This window comes from Xanthomarina maritima, assembly GCF_008084905.1.
GTDB lineage: Bacteria > Bacteroidota > Bacteroidia > Flavobacteriales > Flavobacteriaceae > Xanthomarina > Xanthomarina maritima.
This window is the reverse complement of record NZ_VSFC01000019.1, coordinates 64,244-86,044: the sequence shown is the minus strand read 5'-3', so window position 1 is coordinate 86,044 and position 21,801 is coordinate 64,244. Positions and strand designations below refer to the sequence as shown.

The following is a 21,801-nucleotide window of genomic DNA, read 5'->3' as shown; positions in this document are numbered from 1 at the left end:
AAAAAAAATAAACGAACTTCGTTTTCACATTAAAATATTTGTATATGTCTGGCAAGAAAAAAAATGAAGCAATAAAAGATTCTTTAAATCAAATGAGTTCCAATGAAGACATCAAAAAAATAAGGTTTCATAAAAAATGGAAACAATATTTTTTAGAATTTTTCATGTTATTTCTTGCTATCACTTTAGGTTTTTTTGCTGAAAATTATCGAGAACATTTAAGCGATATTTCGAAGGAAAAAGAATACATACATTCCCTAATTGCAGATTTAAAAACGGATCAAAAACTATTGACTGAACATATTTTAGACATAGAGACAAAGTCTAAAATGATGGACAGTTTAATAACTATTTTAAACACGCCTTCATTAATACCAAATAATTCAGGGCAACTATATTATTTTGCAAGACTTGGGCCACGCCTAACTCCTTTAACTAATAACAGTAGAACTTTTGAACAATTAAAAAACTCTGGGAATTTTAGGCTCATTCGAAACCTTAATACTTCAAATAAAATTATGACGTATTATAAAAAATACTCTCTAATTAGCTTACTTGAAAAAATAAGTCAGGATGAATTTAATGATTTCAAATTTACTGCTTCAAGAATATTAGATCCTGCTATTTTAATAAATATGGAGGGTGAAAATGGCGAAATAATTGAAACTTCAAAAAACCCTGATTTACTAAACCAAAATCCTGATTTATTACAGCAACTTGCTGTTTTTTCAGTCTATTTAAATGGTTCAAAAACTGCCATAATTAATACCTGTCAAGAAATAAAAATGTCTGGTGAAGATTTAATTGAATATTTAAAGAATGAATATAAAATTGAGTGAAACATCAATTCATATTTTGTCTATAAAAGGAATTAAACAATTATCTTAATTCACTAGCTATTTAAATGAGATACCCTTTTTTAAAAGGCATTTTTACATACGCTCTGGAACTTGAATCCCTAACAATCCAAAAGCATTTTTAATAATGTTTGCAACTACTTGCGACAATTGTACTCTAAATCTCTTTTCGTTTTCTGTATCTGCACCTAGTATAGACACATTCTGGTAGAAGGAATTAAATTCTTTTACCAGATCATAGGTGTAATTAGCTATTAAAGCAGGACTATGGTTATCTGCTGCATGTTGAATTACATCTTCAAAAAGTTGAATTTGCTTAATAAGCTCTTTTTCTTTTTCGTGTAAAGTCACTTCTTCCATACTAAGAGTCACATTTGTATCAATATCTGCTTTTCTTAAAATAGATTGAATTCTAGCATAAGTATATTGAATAAAAGGGCCAGTATTACCCTGAAAATCTATAGATTCTTTTGGATCAAATAAAATACGTTTTTTAGGGTCTACTTTTAAAATATAATATTTTAGGGCACCTAGTCCAATAGTTTTATATAGTTCTTGCTTTTCATCATCTGAATAGCCATCCAACTTCCCTAATTCTTGCGAAATTTCTCCAGCAGTTGAAGCCATTTCATCAATTAAATCGTCTGCATCTACAACAGTTCCTTCACGACTTTTCATTTTACCTGAAGGTAAATCTACCATACCATAACTTAAATGATACAGGTTTTTTGCCCATTCGAAACCAAGTTTTTTTATAATTAAAAACAAAACTTGAAAATGATATTCCTGCTCGTTCCCAACTGTATAGACCATGCCTCCAACATCTGGATAATCTTTAACACGTTGAATAGCTGTTCCAATATCTTGAGTCATATAAACGGCTGTACCATCGCTACGCAACACAATTTTTTCGTCTAAACCATCTTCTGTTAAATCACACCAAACTGAACCATCTTCTTTTTTAAAGAAAACTCCAGTTTTTAAACCTTCAGAAACAAATTCTTTTCCTAATAAATAAGTTTCACTTTCATAATAGAGTTTATCAAAATCAACACCTAAATTTTTATAAGTTGTATCAAATCCATCATAAACCCATTGATTCATTTTTTCCCAAAGAGCAACCGTTTCTGCATCTCCAGCTTCCCATTTAATAAGCATATCTTGAGCTGCTTTTAAAATTGGTGCATTCTGCTTTGCTTCATTTTCTGTTTGCCCTTCAGAAATTAAATTTTGAATTTCTTTTTTATATTCTTGATCGAATTTTACATAGTAATTACCAACTAATTTATCTCCTTTCAAACTTGAAGTTTCCGGAGTTTCGTTATTTCCAAATAACTTCCAAGCAATCATACTTTTACAAATATGAATTCCTCTATCGTTAATAATTTGTGTTTTATATACTTTTTTCCCAGAGGCTTTTAAAATTTCAGCAACCGAAAATCCTAATAAATTATTTCTGATATGCCCAAGATGTAGTGGCTTATTGGTGTTTGGTGATGAATATTCTACCATTATGGCTTTATCTCCAGGCTTTGGAGTTTTAAATCCATATTTATCATCTAAAACAACATTATTAAAAAAGTTTAAATAATAACCATTACCTATTTCAACATTTAGAAACCCTTTAATCACATTAAATCCAATAACTTCTTCAACATGCTCTACAAGGTATTGCCCTATAGATTCTCCTATTTGAACTGGATTTCCCTTTACAACTCTAAGCATAGGAAAAATAACTACCGTAATATCTCCAACAAATTCTTTTCTGGTTGCTTGAAATTCCACGGTTTCTAATTCCTGATTATAAATAGTATTTACAGCAGCAATTACTTGTTTTGATAAGATGTCTTGAAGACTCATAATCTTAGATTTTTAAGATTGCAAAGATAAAACTTTTATTAAAGGTATTCAGGCTTAAATACTTTATAAATTTCAGTCAACATATAATTTAAAGTTGCAATTATTTTGTACATCATAATAAATGTACTTTCTCAATTAAAAATAGGTTGTTAAACTTAATAATAAAACATGCATTTCATCGACAAAAGTGTAGTTTTTCCTACTTTTTTGCCATTCATCGATAAGCAAATTTTTGCTCTGTTTTTTAACAAACATTTCAACTAATTTATTGGTATTAAAACGCAGAAATTAGCTTATCATGTATCTTTTTGCAACTTTTGTTAGGTAATGCTATTAATTGTCCCAGTCTATGGGTTATCTTAAACTAACTAATATATTGCAGATCAATACCTTAGATTAATACACCAAATCTTAATTGATGATGTATTACTAATTTCACTGCAATAAGAATGTATGAAGAAGCTATTTTCTTTAATCGTTTTTTTATTTGTACTCAATGGTTTTTCCCAAACCAAAGAAGTAGATAGTCTTACTATACAATTAGCTTTTCAAAATTCTGATACTACTAAAATTAAAACTTCTTTATTGCTTGTTAAATCTCTTTACAATGAAAAAGAATTTGATAAGGCATTAAAATATATTTCTCAAACAGAAAAATTATCGAATAAATTAAATTATCAAGATGGTATAGCAGAAATTACATATTATAAAGCATTAATTTATGCTTATAAAGACGATTATATTAATGCTAGAGATAATTATTTAAAAGCCAAAGAGCTCTTTATTAGACTAGATGACACTTTAAATATTGCAAAAGTTAATAATAGCATTGGTTTAAATGAGATTAAAAGAGGAAATTACAGTAAAGGTCTTCAATATTCTCTATTAGCCTTAAAAGAATTTGAAAAAAGAAATTTACAAAAAGAGTTGCGTTCTGCTTACGAATGTCTAGCAAAAGCTTATTATAGCATAAATGATATCAATAAGGCTATTGAATTTTATTCGAAAACTTTAGAAATTGAAAGACAAACAAATAACAGTGAGGGTTCTATAGAAGCACTAAAAACATTAGCAGAACTTTATTCTATTCAAAAAGAACATAGAAAATCTATTGATTATTACGAAAGAGTTTTAAGAAACATTCCTACTGACAACGATTCCCTTAGAGGTGAAATTTTACCAAAACTAGGAGGTGAATATTTACAGTTTAAAGACTATGATAAATCTTTAGAATATTTAATTGAAGGGTTAAGACTAAATAGAGACTTAAACAACCAACATGGTGTTTTAGTTTCTTTAAATAATTTAGGAGACCTTAATCTGCAAAGAAACTTTTTAAAATATGCTGAAATTCAATTATTAGAAGCTAAAGATATTGCTAGTGAAATTGATGATAAAACAGAGCAATTAAAAAATTATGGCTTAATGAAAGCCTTAGATTCAACAAACAGAAAATTTGACAGAGCATACATTTGGCAAAGAGAATATTATCAATTACAAAACCAAATAAATAATGCTTCCAAAAAAACATATGTTGAGCCAGAAGAAATTAATTTAATTGATAATGTTATAACAGAAGATGTTATTGATAATTCATTAAAATCTGAGCAAATTATAAAACCTGCAAACAGTCAAAAAGAATTCGATAGATTACGAATTATTTTTTATGCCTTATTAGGTGCCATTGCGATACTTTCTACATTCTTAATTCTTATATATTTAAAAAGAAATAGTCGCTTGCAATACACCAGAGAACTTGAAGAAAAAAACAAACGCATAGAAATTCAAAACGAAGCAATTCTTGAACAAACAAAACATCTTGAAGACATTAATAAGGTAAAGGACAAGTTGTTTTCTATAGTATCTCACGACTTAAAAGATTCTTTAACCTCCATAAAAGGATTTATAGATTTATTAAAAGATGGTTCTTTAACTCAAGATGAATTTAAAACTCTAATTCCAGAATTAAGTGAAAATGCTAATAATGCCTCTTTATTATTATTTAATTTATTGAATTGGTCTAAGTCTCAAATGCAATCTTTAGAACCTAGTCCAAGTTTATTTGATTTACAAGAAGTTTTTGAAGATAAAGTTAATTTACTAGAACAAAAACTAGAAAAGAAAGGCATTATATTAAGAGATAAAACCTTAAGAGATTTTGTATATGCAGATAAGAGTATGGTTGAAATAATTATACAAAATTTACTGACTAATGCTATTAAATTTAGTAAAGAAGGAGATACCATTACCATTGCCAACCATATTAGTAATGGCAGATCTGTTATAAGTATTTCTGATACTGGAGTAGGTATTTCTAAAGAAAATCAACAAAAATTATTTAAGAATACATCTTTTACTACTATTGGTACTGAAAATGAAAAAGGAACTGGTTTAGGTTTAACCATTTGTAAAGAATTAGTAGAATTAAACCATGGAAAAATATGGGTTGAAAGCGATTTAAATGTTGGAACAACATTCTATGTTGAATTACCTAAATCTAATCCACAGAATTAATTCTTTTTAGGAAGAAAGACTTCTGCCATCATACAACGAGCAGATCCACCTCCACAAGTTTCAATAGTTTCTAAGGAGCTTGAAAGGATCTCACAATGCTTTTCTATAGTATCTATTTGTGCTTCAGTTAATGAATCATAAGCAGCTTGACTCATAATTAAGTAACGCTTATCATTCTTCCCTCTAACTTGGAGCATATTACCTGCAAAATTATTGACTTGATCCTCAGAAATTGTAATCACTTCTTTACCGTCTTCCTTTAAATGTTTTAGAACATTTCTGCGCTCTTTTTTATCATCTATACAATCTAAACAAATAATAGCAAATGTTTCTGCCAAACACATCATCACATTGGTATGATATATAGCTTTTCTTTTCCCTTCTACTGTTTGATAAGCTGTAAAAACTATTGGAGTATATTCAAAATCTTCACAAAACTCTATAAATAAATCTTCATCTGCTCTTGGAGACAACGCACAATAAGCCTTACTATTAAATCTATCTAGGAGCAAACTTCCTGTACCTTCTAAAAAAACACCTTCGTCTTCAGCACTTGTATAATCAATAATATTGTTAATAATAAAACCCTCCTTTTCTAAGCGAATAAATACCTCATCACGACGCTCTTTTCTTCTGTTTTCTGCAAACATTGGATACAATCCTACGTTACCATTTTCATGAAAACTTACCCAATTATTAGGAAATATAGAATCTGGTGTATCCATTAAAATATCATCATTCTCAACAATAACATTCACTCCAACCTCTTTTAATTTATCAACAAACGTATCAAACTCTACTTGAGCTTTTGCATTAATTTCTGCATTTTTCAAGTCTAAATCTTCTTGAAAATAATTGTTAACAGCAGTTTGCTCATTCATCCTAAAATTAATAGGTCGAATCATTAAAATAGTATTTGTTGTTTGTTGCATGAGTATGAATTTGAAATGCAAAATTACTTTATTAAAATGAAATGTAATTGTGTATGGCAATAAAAATTGTAAATTTAGACAACCTAAAAAATGAAAAATAAATTCTTGAAATTATGAAATATGCTTTTCTACTTTTTATTTCTTGTATGTTATTTGTTTCATGTCAAAAAAATGAGCAAACTGATGACATAGATCCAATTAATTGGAAAAAAAGAAGTATTGAATTACCAGTAACAGACAGTCTAAAAAAAGGCTCAAGTTATCTTTCTGTTTATTCTGAAATATATAGTATAACAGAACATAGAACCATTGCACTAACAGTAACTGTTAGTTTAAGAAATGTTAGCGTAACTGAACCCGTTTATCTATTAGAAGCATCTTATTATAATACAAAAGGCGATTTGATTAGAACATATTTTAAAGATCCTATTCTATTAAACCCTTTAGAAACAATTGAAATAATTATAGATGAAAAAGATACACATGGTGGATCTGGAGCCAATTTTATATTCGATTGGGCTTTAAATGAATCTGGTCATGAACCATTATTTGAAGCTGTTATGATTTCAACCTCTGGACAACAAGGTATTTCGTTTACAACACAAGGAGTTACATTGTAACTCTTATTAAGGTGTAGAATTTGAAACCTGTAGCAACTTACCATTAAAATACTTTTGCCCATTTAAAGAGAAATCAAAAATATAATTTGCCATTTCAAGTGCAGTTATTGGAGCTTGATATCCAGGAAATGCTTCCTCTAACATTTCAGTTTGCACTGCACCTAAAGCAAGAACATTAAAGCTTGGACCCATTTCTTTATATTCTTCAGCTAATAATTCGGTAAGAGTAATTACAGCTGCTTTACTTGAACTATAAGCAGACAATCCTGAAAATTTAACACTTCCTTGAACACCACCCATGGAGCTTATTGTTACAACATGACTATCTTTTTTCATGAAAGGAACGACTGTTCTTATCATCTCTGAAACACCAAAAACATTGGTTTTATAAACTTGTTCAAAATCTAGAAAAGTTGTTTCGGCAAATGGTTTATTTAATAAAGCTCCTGCATTATTGATTAATATATCAACTTGATGCCACTCTTCTTTTATAAATTCTTCAACTGTTTTATAACTGGATTTGTCGCTTAAATCAAAAGAAAAAGAAGTGACATTTTTTAATTGAAGATTTTTTACAGGATTATCATTTCTTGAAAGTGCTAACACTTGATACCCATGATTTGCAAACAGTTTTACAAGTTCAAATCCAATTCCTCTACTAGTTCCTGTTATAATTATGTTTTTACTCTTCATACAGAACAATTTCTTTTGTTTTAGTATGACTCATTATTTCAATAACTGGGATCATTTTATTGATTAATGACACCATATGAGCATAATCTAATTTATCAGCTTCATCGTCTACATGATGATAGTAGTCATAATTAGATAAATCGCAGGATGCTATGGTTTGACATGGTAAATTAAAAGCTTCGTAAAAAGGATGATTATCTGATGCTTTAAACAGTTGATATTGTTTAGCAATTTCAGAAAACCCAACAAGATTACTACCAGCATATTCGTTTATTTTTTCTGCCATATTAGACAAGTCATAGCCTGTAACAAATGCCACATAATCTCTGTCTGTAAAAGGCACTCCAATCATTTCAAAATTTAACATGGTGTATAAATCAATCTCTTTTGTTTTTAATTTACCTGCTAAGTGTTTTGATCCTAATAAACCCATTTCTTCTGCTGAAAAAAGTACAAACATCAAGCTTCTTCCATTAGATTTTGCTTCAGAAAAATATTTTGCAATAGCCAAAACTGAACTTGTTCCTGCAGCATTGTCGTTTGCTCCATTCGCAATAGAATCGTTTTCAACAACTTTACCATAACCAATATGGTCGTAATGAGCCCCAATTATAATGATTTCATTTTTAAGATTCGGGTCTTTACCTTCTAGAAAACTTACCAGATTATAAGCATTCTTTTCTCCTATTTTAAATGAATCTCTATATGTTTCAAAATATGGTTGTAGTCGATAAGATTTAAACTTATTCTCTATAAAAACAGCTGCTTGCTCAATCCCTTCAGTGCCTGTATTTCTCCCTTGTAATTCATCTGAAGCCAAAAATGAAACGGTTTCATTAAGCTCAAAAGAAGTTGCTAATAGATTCTTTTTTGAATCTGATAAAGAGATTATAACATCGTTTTTAGATGCTTTTGGAATGATATTTTGACTTGGATCTTCATTATTAATTACAACTGTTGATGATTTACATCCTAATAGAATGAATCCTGTAAAAATTAGAAATAAAATTTTATTCATAGGTAAAAAAATTAGTTTTAAAGTTAAAAAAAAATCCTGCTGTATAAGCAGGATTCTAATATAATAGATTCTTCGCTAATATCTAAATGAGTTCCATTAAACCAACATCGTCACAGGGTTTTCAATATATCCTTTTAATGTTAAAAGAAATTCAGATCCAGTTGCTCCATCAACAGTTCTATGGTCGCAAGCCATGGTTAATTTCATGGTGTTTCCTACTACTATCTGTCCATTTTTAACTACCGGTTTTTCCACAATAGCTCCTACAGATAAAATAGCTGAGTTTGGTTGGTTGATAATTGAAGTAAAACTTTCAATTCCAAACATCCCTAAATTAGAAATAGTAAAGGTACTACCTTCCATTTCTTGAGGTGTTAATTTTTTATTTCTAGCTTTACCTGCAAAATCTTTTACTGCAGCTCCAATTTGAGTTAAACTTTGTTCGTTTGCAAATTTTACTACAGGAACCACTAAACCATCTGGAACTGCTACAGCTACTCCAATATGCACGTGATTATTAAGCTGCATTCTGTCGTCAAACCATTGAGAATTTACTTGAGGATGCTGCTTTAATGCCAGAGCACAGGCTTTTACAACTATATCGTTATAAGAAATTTTGGTGTCTGGTAAGGTATTGTATTGTTGACGGAACGCTATAGCATTCTCCATATCAAACTCTACATTTAAATAATAATGTGGTGCCGTAAATTTAGACTCTGCTAAACGTTTAGCAATTACCTTACGCATTTGTGAGTGTTTTACATCATCAAAATCTTCTTGCCCACTTGGCACAAATTTACCAACCGATTGAGAAGAAGTTGCTGGTGTAAAGTTTTCAATATCACGTTTTATAATTCTACCATTTTCTCCAGTACCTTTTACTTGAGAAATATTAATTCCTTTTTCATCAGCCATTCTTTTAGCTAATGGAGAAATAAATATTCTACTAGAATCTGAACTTGAAGTTGAACTTGAAACTTCTTGTTTTTCATCTGATTTTTTTATTTCCTCTTTTTCTTTTAAAGGCTTTTCTTGTGAAGAAGTTTCTCTTGTAGCAGTTGAATTTTCAGCTTTAAAATTTTTAGTAACATCTGAAACATCTGTTCCTTTAGGACCAATAATAGCTAAAAGAGCATCTACTTTTGCAGACTCTCCTTCTTTCAATCCAACATGCAATAAAGTACCTGATTGGAAACTTTCAAATTCCATAGTTGCTTTATCTGTTTCTATTTCAGCAAGAATATCTCCTTCAGATACATTATCTCCAACTTTTTTAAGCCAAGTGGCAACCGTACCTTCTTCCATAGTATCACTTAAACGTGGCATGGTTACAATGGTTACTCCTTGAGGTAGTTCTGCTTTATCTTCATTCTTTGAGTCTTCTTTTTTTGATGTCTCAATTTTGCTAGAAGTGTCTTTATCTTCAGAACTGTTTTCTGTTGATTTAGAATTTAAAATCAACGAAGATATATCTTCTCCTTTTTCTCCAATAATAGCAAGAAGCTCATCTACTTTAGTTGTTTCTCCTTCTTGAACACCAATATGCAATAAAACACCTTGGTGAAAAGATTCGAACTCCATAGTGGCTTTATCTGTTTCAATTTCAGCAAGAATATCGCCTTCTTCAACTTTATCTCCAACTTTTTTCAACCAAGTAGCCACAGTACCTTCTTCCATGGTATCGCTTAAACGAGGCATATTTATAATTTCTGCCATAGCTTATATTTTATGTTGAATAAATGGATAATCTTTTTGCTCGTAAACAGCATCGTACATCACATTTTTATCTGGATAAGGCGACTCTTCAGCAAATTTTTCACATTCGTTTACTAAATCTTTCACACGTTTATCAATTTTTTTGATGTCGGCTTCCGTAGCATATTTCTTATCAAGTAAAATATCTTTTACTTGAATAATAGGATCAATTTTTTTGTATTCTTCTACTTCTTCTTTTGTTCTGTAATGTTGAGCATCACTCATAGAATGACCTCGATATCTATAGGTTTTTAATTCTAAAAATGTTGGTCCTTCTCCTCTTCTAGCTCGTTGAATAGCTTCATCAAAGGCTTCAGCAACTTTTACCGGATTCATTCCATCTACGGGTCCACAAGGCATTTCATAACCTTTTCCAAGTTTCCAAATATCTGTATGATTGGCTGTTCTTGCTACTGATGTTCCCATGGCATAGCCATTGTTTTCACATACAAAGATAACAGGAAGTTTCCATAGCATGGCCAAGTTAAAAGTTTCATGCAAAGAACCTTGTCTAGCAGCTCCATCTCCAAAACAACATAGAGTAACGGCATCACTACCATGATATTTGTCTCCAAATGCAATTCCTGCACCTAAAGGTATTTGTCCTCCAACAATTCCATGACCTCCATAAAAACGGTGTTCTTTAGAAAAAATATGCATAGAACCTCCTAAACCTTGAGAGGTTCCTGTAGCTTTTCCATATAATTCTGCCATAACACGTTTAGGATCAACTCCCATACCTATTGGTTGAACATGATTACGGTAAGCTGTTATCATTTTATCTTTAGTCAAATCCATAGCATGTAATGCTCCAGCTAGAATAGCTTCTTGACCGTTATATAAATGAAGAAATCCTCTAACTTTTTGTTGAATGTAAACGGCAGCTAGTTTGTCTTCAAACTTTCTCCAGAATAACATATCTTCATACCACTTAAGGTAAACTTCTTTTGTTATTTTTTGCATTGGTTACGTTACTTTAATAAACGAATAACAAAAATACTACATTAGTTACTAATGAAAAAACTGTATTTCGTAAAATTTAATGAGAGAGTATGAATTTGCTACAAATAATTAGTTAAAGAACTGATTTATCAAAAACTAAAGGCAATAAGTTTGCTAAAGAATGAGATTTTACTACTTTTCCTGTTTCTCCCATAAAATATATTTCAATAGGCGCATCTTGTTTTACTTCATATTCTGCAATAGCTTGCCTACAAGCGCCACAAGGAGGTATAGGTGTCATGGTTTGATGTATTCTTGATCCAGCAATGATGGCCATTTTTAAAATTTTTGCTTCAGGAAATTGCGAGCCTGCATAATAAATGGCTGTTCTTTCTGCACATAATCCAGATGGATAAGAGGCATTTTCTTGATTACTTCCTAAAACAATTTGATGATTATCTAATAAAATGGCTGCACCAACACTAAACTTGGAATATGGCGAATACGAATTTTTTCTAGCTAACATGGCATGATCCATTAAGTTCGAAACTTCTTCTGGTAGTTCTTCAATATTATCGTAAACCGTTAATATAGATTCAATTTTTATGTCCTTCATATATTTTAAATATTCCTAAAGTTACTGATACTATTTTAGACAAAAAAACTATTGCGATTGGCAATAGTTTTTAATGTTTGTTTTTAGATTGTATTTTAATATTCTGAATATGCTTCTCTGTCTATATTAAATGTTAGAGAGAAACGAAGTGTGTTTTCTAATGGGCTTGGCACTTTTGATGCTGAGAATAAATAAGATAAATCAATACCTACAACATTATATGTAAATCCTGCGCCAATAGCAAAAAATTGTCTGGCTCCTTTGTCTTCACTTTCATGAAAATACCCTGCTCTAAAAGCAAAAGAATCTTGATACGAATATTCTGCTCCTAATGCCCAAGTCCATTCTTCCATTTCTTCGCTAAACCCTCCTGGTGCATCGCTAAAAGATTGAAACATCCCTTTAACAAAACTTACGTCTGGATCTTTTCCTTCTATAATAACATCATTTAAGTATATTTTAGGTTCCCCTGAATCATATTGCCCATTACTGTTAGTGTCCTCATATTCATATTCTTTACCAGTAATTGGAGGCGTTGGTACTAAAAGTTTCGTTACTTCACCTGTTACAGATACTTTATTGAAATCGTCTAAAATAAAGTCGAAACCAGCTCCTAAACGTAAGGTTGTAGGTTGGAAATTTTCTTGACCTCCTTGGTCGTACTTAAATTTTGGACCTATATTTTGAATAGCAAATCCAAATCTGGTTCTACCATTAAAAGAATTATATGCCTGTTCTTCACTTTGGTAATACCCAGAAACATCCACGCCAAAAGTACTTGCTGCTGAGGTGTCTGTCCCATCATCAATTTTTAAATCGGAATTCAAATAATTCATACTAACTGCCATCCCAAATTGTTCGCTAAGTCTTAAGGCATATGATACACCAAAAGTAAATTCGTTAGGGCTTTTCATTAAAGGCGTCTGATCTTCAAATTCTACAAACTCTATTTCTCCTAGAGAAAAATATCTAAAACTGGCTGAAAAAGAACTTCTTTCGTTTAATCTATTAAAATATGTTAAACTACCTAAAAAGATATCGTTTACTAACTTACTTAAGTATGGCGTATAGCTAACTGCAACACCTTGTTTTGTTTCTGAAAACACATATTTTGAGGCATTCCATTGTTGCGAATACCCATCTACAGAAGTTGCAACTCCCATATCTCCCATAGAAGCTCCACGAGCATCTGATGCTATTAATAAAAAAGGAACTCCTGTAGTTATTACTCGTGAGTCTGGTTCATCGGGAATAACAACTGTTTGGGCCTGTATTTGGACAGCAAAGAAGAATGCTGATAACATTAAAAGTGATTTCTTCATAAATTTTTATTATTTGACAAATATATATTTTTATTATAGTATAACAAGTTTCTCTATTTTTTCTACGGTTTTATTTAAAGTTGCCGAACGGACTGTTAGTTTATAAATATAAACGCCTTTTCCTATTTTGTCTCCAAAATCGTCTCTTCCATCCCAAATAATTTCTCTAGATAAACTTGAGGCTCCATTATTACAACATTCACCTGTATTTGTTTGACCACTTAAGGTTCTAACAATTTTTCCAGTAACAGTAAATATTTGAACTAAAACGTCTAAAGGCTCCGAACTATTGTGATTGAACCAAAATTCTGTGTAATTAACAAAGGGATTTGGATAATTTAAAACATTTTCGATAACCAACTGTTGATTCTCGTCAAAAACCACAAATTGGATTTCTGTAGTAGAGGAATTGTTGTAAACATCCCACGCTTTTATAGATAATGTATGCAATCCTGGTTCTAAATCTCTTAATGGATAATTAACTATACCTCTTTGATAATTGTCTAATTCAGTCTGATAATAATCGTTTAAAACATAAGGATTCGCTTCGTCACCATCAAGTATCCCTACAATATCATGACCAATACCACTAGCTGTATTAATTCCATTATCGTCTTGTAATTTCAATAATAAAGTTGGGGAACTGTTTGTTATTCCTCCAGAAACAAAACTTTCGTCGTTCATGTATGCGTTTATTATTGGTCCTACATTATCTGCTTCGGCATTTTCATTTAATCCACCTATTTGAACTTGATTAACACTTGCTCCAGAATGATCTAAAAGTTGTCCGTCTTTTTTTGCATAAAAACTAACTTTCCCATAACCAACTGGAATACCAATATCCCTAGGTACAACAAATTCAATTTCAAATTGTCCATTTGTAACTGAAGACTGTCCTCTAAAAATAATAGAGCCAAGAGTCTCGAAATCCATAATAATTACTTGACCGCTATCTGTTGTACCATCATTCCCTAAAGTTTGTCTCTGGATGTTTTTATCATAAATAGTTGTTGAAAGTACTCCATTAAAATCGCTTATAACATTACCTGATAAATCAACTACTTCACCTGAAAGCTTTACGTGGCTTAAAGCCTGTAGAACATCTGTAGCACCTGAAATTGGTGCATCGTTTATTTTAGTTAATACAATATGGGGTTTTGGAAATGCTAATTTCATAGCTGGATCACCAATAAAAAACACCAATCTTCTTTGTCCTCCATTAGATATTGCAGGATCGATTTTAGTTAGCCTTAAAGCTTCTGCCATACTAGGGTATTCGCTGTCTGGGAAATTATCGTTATCACTATAAGAAAACAAATATTCTTCTAAAATAGTATTAAATGAAACGCCTACATTAACGAATATCTGCCTGGTAGTTGTAATTAAGCCTATGGCTCCACCATCTTTATTCCAATAGGTATATTCTCCTGCAGTTGGTCGCAAAGGGTTATCAAATTTTGTGAATTCACAAGTAACTGTTACAAAACAATTAAGTTTACAAACATTATTTAATTCTTGTGCATCTGTTTTTTCAAAAATACGTTCGTGTGCTAACCCATCTTCTCCACCATGACCAAAGTAATTAACAACCAAAGCACCTGTTTCTAACGAGTTTTTTATAGCTGTATTAACAGTTGGATATCTATCTCCACCTGCTGATGATTCTTGTTGAAATGCATCAGAATGTATTTTAGTAACATTAATAAAAGGTTTTTGAGCTGAAACAGCATTACCAATTGAATCTGTAGTTGCTTGAAGTACTTGTTCCCAAGTTTCATCTACATCGTCTGATATAACAACAAAGTTATTTCTCCAACTACCATAAGATGCTTCTACATAGTACCTTTCTACTTTATCTACAAGCTCTTTAGCACTTTGATAAGACTCTGCTAAGATTCTACCTACAGCAATATCTAATTTATCAGATATATCCATTGCTCCTTCATTAGAGTCCATCATTCCATAAAAATCGTCTGAAATAAACGAATTAGTTAAATTAAAACTGCTGTAAGCATGCCATGAAGGCACAAAATTGGTGTTATTTGGAATTCTATCTTTATAATCAAAAGAGCCATCTCCAAATAAACAAACATATTTAATTCTTTTACTAGGTGTACTAGCATTATCGTAAATGTATTTTACAAAATTCCTAATAGCGCCAATATCTTGATTTCCTGTACTAAATTCAGAATAGATCTGATCTAAAGAAACAACTTTTACATTTAATTGATTAACATTTCTGTTAATTTGAGCTAACCTTTCAGCTTGTGTTTTAAAAGCATTTGGTGTAACAATTAAATAATCAATATCTTTAAATTGTCCTTGAGAATCTTGAAATATAGTACCTTTTAAATCTTGATTAGTAACCGTTTTAATATTACCTATTTGAGGCTCAAAATAATTTAAAGGTGTAACTAATACATAAGTTTTTAAGACTCCAAGAGATGAAGTAAAACTAATGCTAGGAGCATTATTGGAATTTACCAGATTGGTAACATTGTAAATATCTGTAACATTCCAAATTTCTGAAACTTGTGCTGTATTTGTAATGTTATATTGACCTATTCCAGTTAACTGAGTAACTGCATTGTTTTTGAAAGCAAATTGATTCCCAACAAAATTTAGTGCTCTAGTAGCTTCTATAGAAATGTAATCTACATAGGCTAAAGCTGAAGGATTACCATTATTGTTATGTGTTAAACTAACGGTAAGATTAGAGGAATTAACTATTACATTATTATCAAAACTGTTTTCAGTTGCAAGATTAGAGTCTGTAGTTGCTGGTAAAGGTAAAGTAATAATATTATCACTATTAATATTTACTTGCATGCTAGTTGCTATTTCAGAAGTAGACCCTAAAAACACTTTTAGTTTTACTGGAATAGTAGTTACCAAGTCTGGAAAAGAAAAATCGAATGTTTTTGTGTCTTCAATATCAAATTTATCTCCAAACCAACGTCTTCCGACACTTGCTAAATTATATTCATCAACTTCATGATACTTATAATCTTGAAACGTATCAATCATTAAATCAACTGGTCCTGTAGGTTGAACAAAAGGCTGTATTCTTTTACCATGTCCAGAACTAATATTAATATAATAGTAGGTCTTATCTGTATAACAATTAATATTGGTATTACTAACTTGATCATATCCTTTTGGTCCTTGTCCATAAAATAGGATATAATCGTTATCATTAAAAACACCATCCGTTTCTCCTATAATTTTAATAGCATTTTCTTGAATATCTAATGGATAAGGTTCCGAATTTGCATAAGGAATCATTCTCCCTCCATTTCCATATAATTTTATAGTTCTTGGATCTACATTATTTGTATTAATTCCTAAATTAGAAAGAAAATTTTTCGATATTTTAAAAACTCCAGTTGTATCTATATAGAATTTAAACCATTGTCCACTACTTAATACCGAATTTGTAATTACTCTTTGATTATATTGATTATAATTTCTTTTAAGACTGCCACTTTTATAAGAAACAGAAAATGAAATTACCTTTTTATAACCTTGGTTTGTTTTTATTATAGGAGAAAGAATGAAATAAGCAAAATTAGAATTTCTAGCTATTGAAGTTTTTAAACTAAATGTCAATTTATTTGGAATAGTTTCTAGATTTATATCCTTTAAATCAGCTTTTGAAATGTTAGCATATTCAACATTATCAATAAAAACAGAGGTCTCATCTACTGCTTGCGAAACAGACCATTGAGAAACAAATTGTAACCCTTCCGTCAAACTATAATTAAAATGCTCTTCATTAAAAGAAGGTACAGTTAACTTAAAGCTTTCTGTAGACAGCACTTTTGTACCATCCCAATTAATTTTAAATTGCTTTTGTTGGGAAAAAGATATAAAAGTGATAAAAAGTAATAGGGATAAAAATTTCTTTTTCATTGATTAATTAACGTGAATAATTGCTTGTTATTATCGCAAAACAAACAATTTTAAAAAAACGATTCAAAAATACAATAATAATTTATAAAATTGTACGTTATTTAATCACAAATTACCGATTAAAAGTGTAAAAAACATCGTTGTAAGGTGCAATAAATAGGATGAAATGCATTTTTTTTTAATCAAATTTGATATTTTTCCTTGTAATATTCGCTATAATGCTTATATTGCGTCACCAAAAACATGAATTAGCTTACTTAAAAGTATGGATATGAAAAAAGTAATGGCATTTAAGATATTGTTATTGTTAGCAATTTCTATAACTACAGTTGGTTGTAAAAGATCATCAAGCTCAAACAGCTCCAGAGCTACCGGTTGGGATATAAACTCTAGAGAAGGAGGGTTCCAATACAACACACAATTTAAAGAACAAGAAACAGCTCCTGGTTTAGTATTTGTAGAAGGTGGAACTTTTACAATGGGTAAAGTTCAAGACGATGTTATGCACGATTGGAACAACACTCCAAACCAACAGCACATTCAGTCTTTTTACATGGATGAAACAGAAGTAACCAACAAAATGTATATGGAATACTTAGATTGGTTAAAAAGAATTTACCCACCAACTGAAGAAAACTATAAAGCTATATACAATGGTGCTCTTCCAGACACTCTAGTATGGAGAAATAGATTAGGTTATAATGAAGTTATGACTGAAAACTATTTACGTCATCCTGGCTATGGAGAATATCCTGTGGTAGGTGTTAGTTGGATTCAAGCTGTTGAATTTGCAAGTTGGAGAACAGATCGTGTAAATGAAATGTATTTAGAAAATGCTGGCTATATTACTAGAGATGCTAAAATTACTAGTGTAGCAGCTGGAGAAACTTTTAATACAGATACATATATTAATGCTCCTACTCAAGTTTATGGTGGTAATGATAGTCTTACTAATCCTGAAAATACAAGAAGGAGAGTAAATACAACTGCTTCTGGAGATACAACTGGTGTTTATGCTGGTAGAGAAACAGGTATTATTTCACCAAGTTATAGACTTCCAACAGAAGCTGAATGGGAATATGCTGCTTTAGGTTTAACAGAGTTACGTAGTTATAACATTTACAGAGGTAGAAAAAAATACCCTTGGGATGGTCAATATACTCGTTCTGGAAAACGTAAAGTAAGAGGAGATCAATTAGCTAACTTCAAACAAGGAAATGGAGATTATGGTGGTATTGCTGGATGGTCAGACGATGGTGCTGATATTACAAACGAAGTGAAAAAATACGAGCCAAACGATTTTGGTTTATATGATATGGCTGGAAACGTTGCCGAATGGGTAGCAGATGTTTACAGACCTATAGTGGATGACGAATTTAACGACTTTAACTACTATCGTGGTAATGTTTACACTAAAAATGCTATTAGCGAAGATGGTACCGTAAAAATTGTAACAACTGAAGAGATTGTCTTCGATACCTTACCTAACGGTAAAGTTATTGCAAGAGATTTACCTGGTGAAATTTCTCAAGTTGCAGTAGATGATGATGAAACCTATTTAAGACAAAACTTTGATAGAAGCGATAACAGAAACTTTAGAGATGGAGATAAACAATCGTCTCGTCAATACAGAGAAAGTTTTGGCGATGAAGAAGGTGTTGCTAGCGAAACATCAATGACAAGTAAAATGTATAATTCTCCTAAACATAATGTAGATATAGACGATTCTACTGGTGCATTAATTAGAGAATACGACAAATCAAACAAAAGAACTTCTTTAATTAACGACGAAGTTCGTGTTTACAAAGGTGGTTCTTGGAAAGACAGAGAGTATTGGTTAGATCCAGCACAAAGACGTTATTTCCCACAAACTATGGCTACAGATTATATTGGCTTTAGATGTGCTATGTCAAGAGTGGGTTCTAAATCTAAACAAAAAAACAAAACAAAAAATTAAGATTTATTATATCTTTTAAAATAGTCCTAACAATTTGTTAGGACTTTTTTTATACTTTTATTTTATGAACATAGAACAACTGTACAAACTCTTTTTAAAATACCCTTCTGTTTCAACAGACACAAGAAAAATATCTAAGAACGATTTATATTTTGCTCTGAAAGGCGACAATTTTAATGGCAACGCCTTTATTAAACAAGCCCTAGAAAATGGTGCTTCCTATTGTATCATAGATGAAGAAGAATTTGCAATTAACAAACAATGCATCTTAGTTGAAGATGTACTTACAACCTTGCAAAAATTAGCAAGTTATCATAGAAAATATTTAAATCTTCCAATTATTGCACTAACTGGAAGTAATGGAAAGACTACTACCAAAGAGTTGATTCATGCTGTATTGTCAAAAAAATATAATACCTCAGCAACTATAGGAAATCTCAACAACCATATTGGTGTGCCTTTAACATTGTTAAAAATGAACAAGAATACAGAAATAGGCATAGTTGAAATGGGAGCTAATCACAAAAAAGAAATAGAGTTTCTATGTAACATAACCTTTCCAGATTATGGCTTGATCACCAATTTCGGAAAGGCACATTTAGAAGGTTTTGGTAGCGTAGAAGGTGTTATTGAAGGAAAATCTGAACTTTACAATCATCTTATAGAACACAACAAAACTATTTTTGTTAACTCAAACGATTCCTTACAACTAGAAAAAAGCCAAGGAGCTAATACGTTTACCTTTGGGCAACAGAAAACAGATGATGTTGAAATTTATTTTAAAAGGGCTCAACCAAACGTAACAGTCAGTTTGAATAATATAGAAATAAGGAGCCAATTAATTGGCGAATACAATTTCAATAACATTGCTATAGCTATAGCAATAGGCACTTTTTTCAAAATTGATAAAGCATTAATTAAAGAAGCTATAGAAAACTACACACCAAAAAACAACAGATCTCAAATTGTAGAAAAAGGCACAATCAAAATTATTCTAGACGCATACAATGCAAACCCTTCAAGTATGACTGTTGCCTTGCAAAATTTTGGAAAGTTGGAAGCTAAAAACAAAATAGCCATTCTTGGTGATATGTTCGAATTGGGTACAGAAGCTAATAAAGAACATATAACAATCGCTAAATTAGCTAATTCTCTTAACATTTCGAAAGTAATATATATAGGTGAAAATTTTCACCATGCCATCCATACAAATAATGAAACTTATAAAACATTCAACGAGTTTAAAGAGCAGTTCCATATAAAAAATCTAGAAAATGCAACCCTATTAATTAAAGGCTCTAGAGGCATGGCATTAGAGCGTATATTAGAATTGTTATAGTTTAATCACTATATTTATAACATATTGCGAAACTCTTAAACAACGACTTATGAAATTAATACGAAAACTATTTCTATCCCTTTTTGTAATCTTACTTATAAATTGTAAGACTTCACAAACTTCTACTTCTACTTCGGCTATAGCTTCTGATTCAACTTTAGCTTTAGCTTCAACTAATTTATCAAATTTCGAAAAATTAGCTTCCATTAAAAATATTGTTAGCATAGAAAAAAGAGAACCTGTAAGTCATTTTAATGAGAATTATGAAATCTGGTTTGAGCAACCCATAGATTACAACGACTTGACAAAGGGCACTTTTAATCAACGTGTTTTTTTAGGTTTTGTTGAACCTTCACAACCTGTTATAGTTGAACTTCAAGGTTATGGCATTGGCTCAGAAAAAGCCGGTGAATTAGCAGACCACTATAAAGCGAATCAAATTAATATAGAACATAGATATTTTAATAATTCACGACCAGAAACTATAGACTGGAATACCTTGACTGTTGAAAATGCAGCAAAAGATCAAGCAAGAATTATAGATGCCATTAAAAAAGCATTGTATCCAGAAGCCAAGTTTATTTCTACTGGAATTTCTAAAGGCTGCCAGACAACCATGTTGCATCGTAGATATTTTCCAGACAACGTAGATGGGTGTGTTTGTTATGTTGGTCCTTTAAATTTTGAACGTGAAGACCCAAGAGTTTATGAATTTTTAAATACTGTTAGCACTCAAGAAAATAGAGATAAAGTAAAAGCGTTTCAAAACTTATGTTTTGAAAACAGAGCAGCTCTTTTGGAAATGATGAAAAATGAAGCTAAAGAAAAAAATATGACATGGGAATTTGGTATAGATAAAGCCATAGATTATACCATTTTAGAATATTCTTTTGCGTTTTGGCAATGGGGAACTCCCATTGAAAGTATCCCAACTCAGAATGCTTCTGTTGAGGAAATTTACACCCACTTGATTAATGTGGTTGGTTATGGTTTCTTTGAAGAAAAAGCGGTCGAAAATTTACAACCTTACTTTTGGGCTGCTTTAACACAACAAGGAATTTATGGTTATGAAACAGCTCCTTTTAAACAGTATTTAAATACCGAAGAAATTTATAAATTCGAATGGGCTTTCCCTGAAGGTATTTCTAAAGAATACGATTTAAAACCTATGCAAGAGGTTCAAACATTTCTGGATAATTCTGCCGAAGATATGCTTTTTATCTATGGCGAATATGATGCCTGGAGTGCAACTGCAGTAGAATTAGAAGATAATGCTTTAAAAAGAGAGGTCTATAAATTTGTTCTACCTGAAGGAAGTCATACAACTAGAATAAAAAGTTTTAGTCCAGAAACACAAAAAGAAATCTATAACATAATTGATGGCTGGTTAAAAGAATAGCTTTCCATAATAAGTGAATCAATTTAGATACTATATTATCCAATATAAATATAATATTCACTGAT

Annotated in this window: 15 protein-coding genes; 6 read left to right on the top strand and 9 right to left on the bottom strand. The window is 30.9% G+C overall.

Annotated features, from left to right (window positions below; all coding sequences use genetic code 11):
* Window positions 1-44 precede the first annotated feature (44 nt).
* Complete coding sequence (locus FVF61_RS03480; protein WP_148453377.1) at window positions 45-839, top strand: hypothetical protein; 795 nt, start codon at window positions 45-47, stop codon at window positions 837-839.
* A gap of 93 nt (window positions 840-932) precedes the next feature.
* Here the strand turns inward: FVF61_RS03480 and argS are convergent, their stop codons facing one another.
* A complete protein-coding gene (gene argS, locus FVF61_RS03475) occupies window positions 933-2,717 on the bottom strand; it encodes an arginine--tRNA ligase (RefSeq protein ID WP_148453373.1) in 1,785 nt (594 codons plus the stop codon).
* A 453-nt stretch (window positions 2,718-3,170) separates the two neighbouring features.
* Between argS and FVF61_RS03470 the strand changes: the two genes are divergently transcribed.
* A complete protein-coding gene (locus FVF61_RS03470) occupies window positions 3,171-5,231 on the top strand; it encodes an ATP-binding protein (RefSeq protein ID WP_148453371.1) in 2,061 nt (686 codons plus the stop codon).
* Here the strand turns inward: FVF61_RS03470 and ctlX are convergent.
* A complete protein-coding gene (gene ctlX / locus FVF61_RS03465; RefSeq protein ID WP_148453368.1) occupies window positions 5,228-6,163 on the bottom strand; it encodes a citrulline utilization hydrolase CtlX in 936 nt (311 codons plus the stop codon). The two genes, FVF61_RS03470 and ctlX, sit on opposite strands and share 4 nt — an antisense overlap.
* A 113-nt stretch (window positions 6,164-6,276) precedes the next feature.
* Between ctlX and FVF61_RS03460 the strand changes: the two genes are divergently transcribed.
* The gene (locus tag FVF61_RS03460) at window positions 6,277-6,783 is read left to right on the top strand and encodes a DUF3124 domain-containing protein (RefSeq protein WP_148453365.1); all 507 of its coding nucleotides are present in this window, start codon (window positions 6,277-6,279) and stop codon (window positions 6,781-6,783) included.
* Window positions 6,784-6,789: 6 nt separating this feature from the next.
* Here FVF61_RS03460 and FVF61_RS03455 read toward each other — a convergent pair whose 3' ends face one another.
* The 7 genes from FVF61_RS03455 to porU all read right to left on the bottom strand — a co-directional run bounded on the left by FVF61_RS03455 (window position 6,790) and on the right by porU (window position 17,041).
* Window positions 6,790-7,476, bottom strand: a complete 687-nt coding sequence (locus FVF61_RS03455; protein ID WP_148453362.1) for an SDR family NAD(P)-dependent oxidoreductase — start codon at window positions 7,474-7,476, stop codon at window positions 6,790-6,792.
* A complete protein-coding gene (locus FVF61_RS03450; protein ID WP_199757264.1) occupies window positions 7,466-8,494 on the bottom strand; it encodes a M28 family peptidase in 1,029 nt (342 codons plus the stop codon). Before FVF61_RS03450 ends, FVF61_RS03455 begins: the two co-directional genes overlap by 11 nt.
* 96 nt (window positions 8,495-8,590) lie before the next feature.
* Window positions 8,591-10,210 carry a pyruvate dehydrogenase complex dihydrolipoamide acetyltransferase gene (locus FVF61_RS03445; RefSeq protein WP_148453359.1) on the bottom strand — a complete coding sequence of 540 codons (1,620 nt, stop codon included), beginning with the start codon at window positions 10,208-10,210 and terminating at the stop codon, window positions 8,591-8,593.
* Between the two features lie 3 nt (window positions 10,211-10,213).
* Entirely contained in the window at window positions 10,214-11,212 is a 999-nt protein-coding gene (gene pdhA / locus FVF61_RS03440; protein ID WP_148453356.1) for a pyruvate dehydrogenase (acetyl-transferring) E1 component subunit alpha, read from the bottom strand.
* Window positions 11,213-11,324: 112 nt separating this feature from the next.
* Window positions 11,325-11,807, bottom strand: a complete 483-nt coding sequence (cdd, locus tag FVF61_RS03435; RefSeq protein ID WP_148453353.1) for a cytidine deaminase — start codon at window positions 11,805-11,807, stop codon at window positions 11,325-11,327.
* 95 nt (window positions 11,808-11,902) lie between these two features.
* Entirely contained in the window at window positions 11,903-13,129 is a 1,227-nt protein-coding gene (gene porV / locus FVF61_RS03430) for a type IX secretion system outer membrane channel protein PorV (protein WP_148453350.1), read from the bottom strand.
* A 33-nt stretch (window positions 13,130-13,162) separates the two neighbouring features.
* Complete coding sequence (porU, locus tag FVF61_RS03425; protein WP_148453347.1) at window positions 13,163-17,041, bottom strand: type IX secretion system sortase PorU; 3,879 nt, start codon at window positions 17,039-17,041, stop codon at window positions 13,163-13,165.
* A 265-nt stretch (window positions 17,042-17,306) separates the two neighbouring features.
* Between porU and gldJ the strand changes: the two genes are divergently transcribed.
* From gldJ to FVF61_RS03410, 3 genes are all read left to right on the top strand, one after another.
* Entirely contained in the window at window positions 17,307-18,998 is a 1,692-nt protein-coding gene (gene gldJ / locus FVF61_RS03420) for a gliding motility lipoprotein GldJ (protein ID WP_199757263.1), read from the top strand.
* Window positions 18,999-19,062: 64 nt separating this feature from the next.
* Window positions 19,063-20,337, top strand: a complete 1,275-nt coding sequence (locus tag FVF61_RS03415; RefSeq protein WP_148453341.1) for a UDP-N-acetylmuramoyl-tripeptide--D-alanyl-D-alanine ligase — start codon at window positions 19,063-19,065, stop codon at window positions 20,335-20,337.
* A 49-nt stretch (window positions 20,338-20,386) separates the two neighbouring features.
* Window positions 20,387-21,736: a S28 family serine protease gene (locus FVF61_RS03410; RefSeq protein WP_148453338.1), complete on the top strand. Its 1,350-nt coding sequence runs from the start codon at window positions 20,387-20,389 to the stop codon at window positions 21,734-21,736.
* Window positions 21,737-21,801 lie beyond the last annotated feature (65 nt).

What these genes read in the sequence shown, in the direction of transcription:
- FVF61_RS03450 (WP_199757264.1), bottom strand. Translation starts at nt 8,494, where the DNA reads ATGAATAAAATTTTATTTCTAATTTTTACAGGATTCATTCTATTAGGA.
- porV (WP_148453350.1), bottom strand. Translation starts at nt 13,129, where the DNA reads ATGAAGAAATCACTTTTAATGTTATCAGCATTCTTCTTTGCTGTCCAA.
- FVF61_RS03410 (WP_148453338.1), top strand. Translation starts at nt 20,387, where the DNA reads ATGAAATTAATACGAAAACTATTTCTATCCCTTTTTGTAATCTTACTT.
- gldJ (WP_199757263.1), top strand. Translation starts at nt 17,307, where the DNA reads ATGGATATGAAAAAAGTAATGGCATTTAAGATATTGTTATTGTTAGCA.
- FVF61_RS03445 (WP_148453359.1), bottom strand. Translation starts at nt 10,210, where the DNA reads ATGGCAGAAATTATAAATATGCCTCGTTTAAGCGATACCATGGAAGAA.
- FVF61_RS03415 (WP_148453341.1), top strand. Translation starts at nt 19,063, where the DNA reads ATGAACATAGAACAACTGTACAAACTCTTTTTAAAATACCCTTCTGTT.
- FVF61_RS03470 (WP_148453371.1), top strand. Translation starts at nt 3,171, where the DNA reads ATGAAGAAGCTATTTTCTTTAATCGTTTTTTTATTTGTACTCAATGGT.
- ctlX (WP_148453368.1), bottom strand. Translation starts at nt 6,163, where the DNA reads ATGCAACAAACAACAAATACTATTTTAATGATTCGACCTATTAATTTT.
- FVF61_RS03460 (WP_148453365.1), top strand. Translation starts at nt 6,277, where the DNA reads ATGAAATATGCTTTTCTACTTTTTATTTCTTGTATGTTATTTGTTTCA.
- FVF61_RS03480 (WP_148453377.1), top strand. Translation starts at nt 45, where the DNA reads ATGTCTGGCAAGAAAAAAAATGAAGCAATAAAAGATTCTTTAAATCAA.
- FVF61_RS03455 (WP_148453362.1), bottom strand. Translation starts at nt 7,476, where the DNA reads ATGAAGAGTAAAAACATAATTATAACAGGAACTAGTAGAGGAATTGGA.
- cdd (WP_148453353.1), bottom strand. Translation starts at nt 11,807, where the DNA reads ATGAAGGACATAAAAATTGAATCTATATTAACGGTTTACGATAATATT.
- argS (WP_148453373.1), bottom strand. Translation starts at nt 2,717, where the DNA reads ATGAGTCTTCAAGACATCTTATCAAAACAAGTAATTGCTGCTGTAAAT.
- pdhA (WP_148453356.1), bottom strand. Translation starts at nt 11,212, where the DNA reads ATGCAAAAAATAACAAAAGAAGTTTACCTTAAGTGGTATGAAGATATG.
- porU (WP_148453347.1), bottom strand. Translation starts at nt 17,041, where the DNA reads ATGAAAAAGAAATTTTTATCCCTATTACTTTTTATCACTTTTATATCT.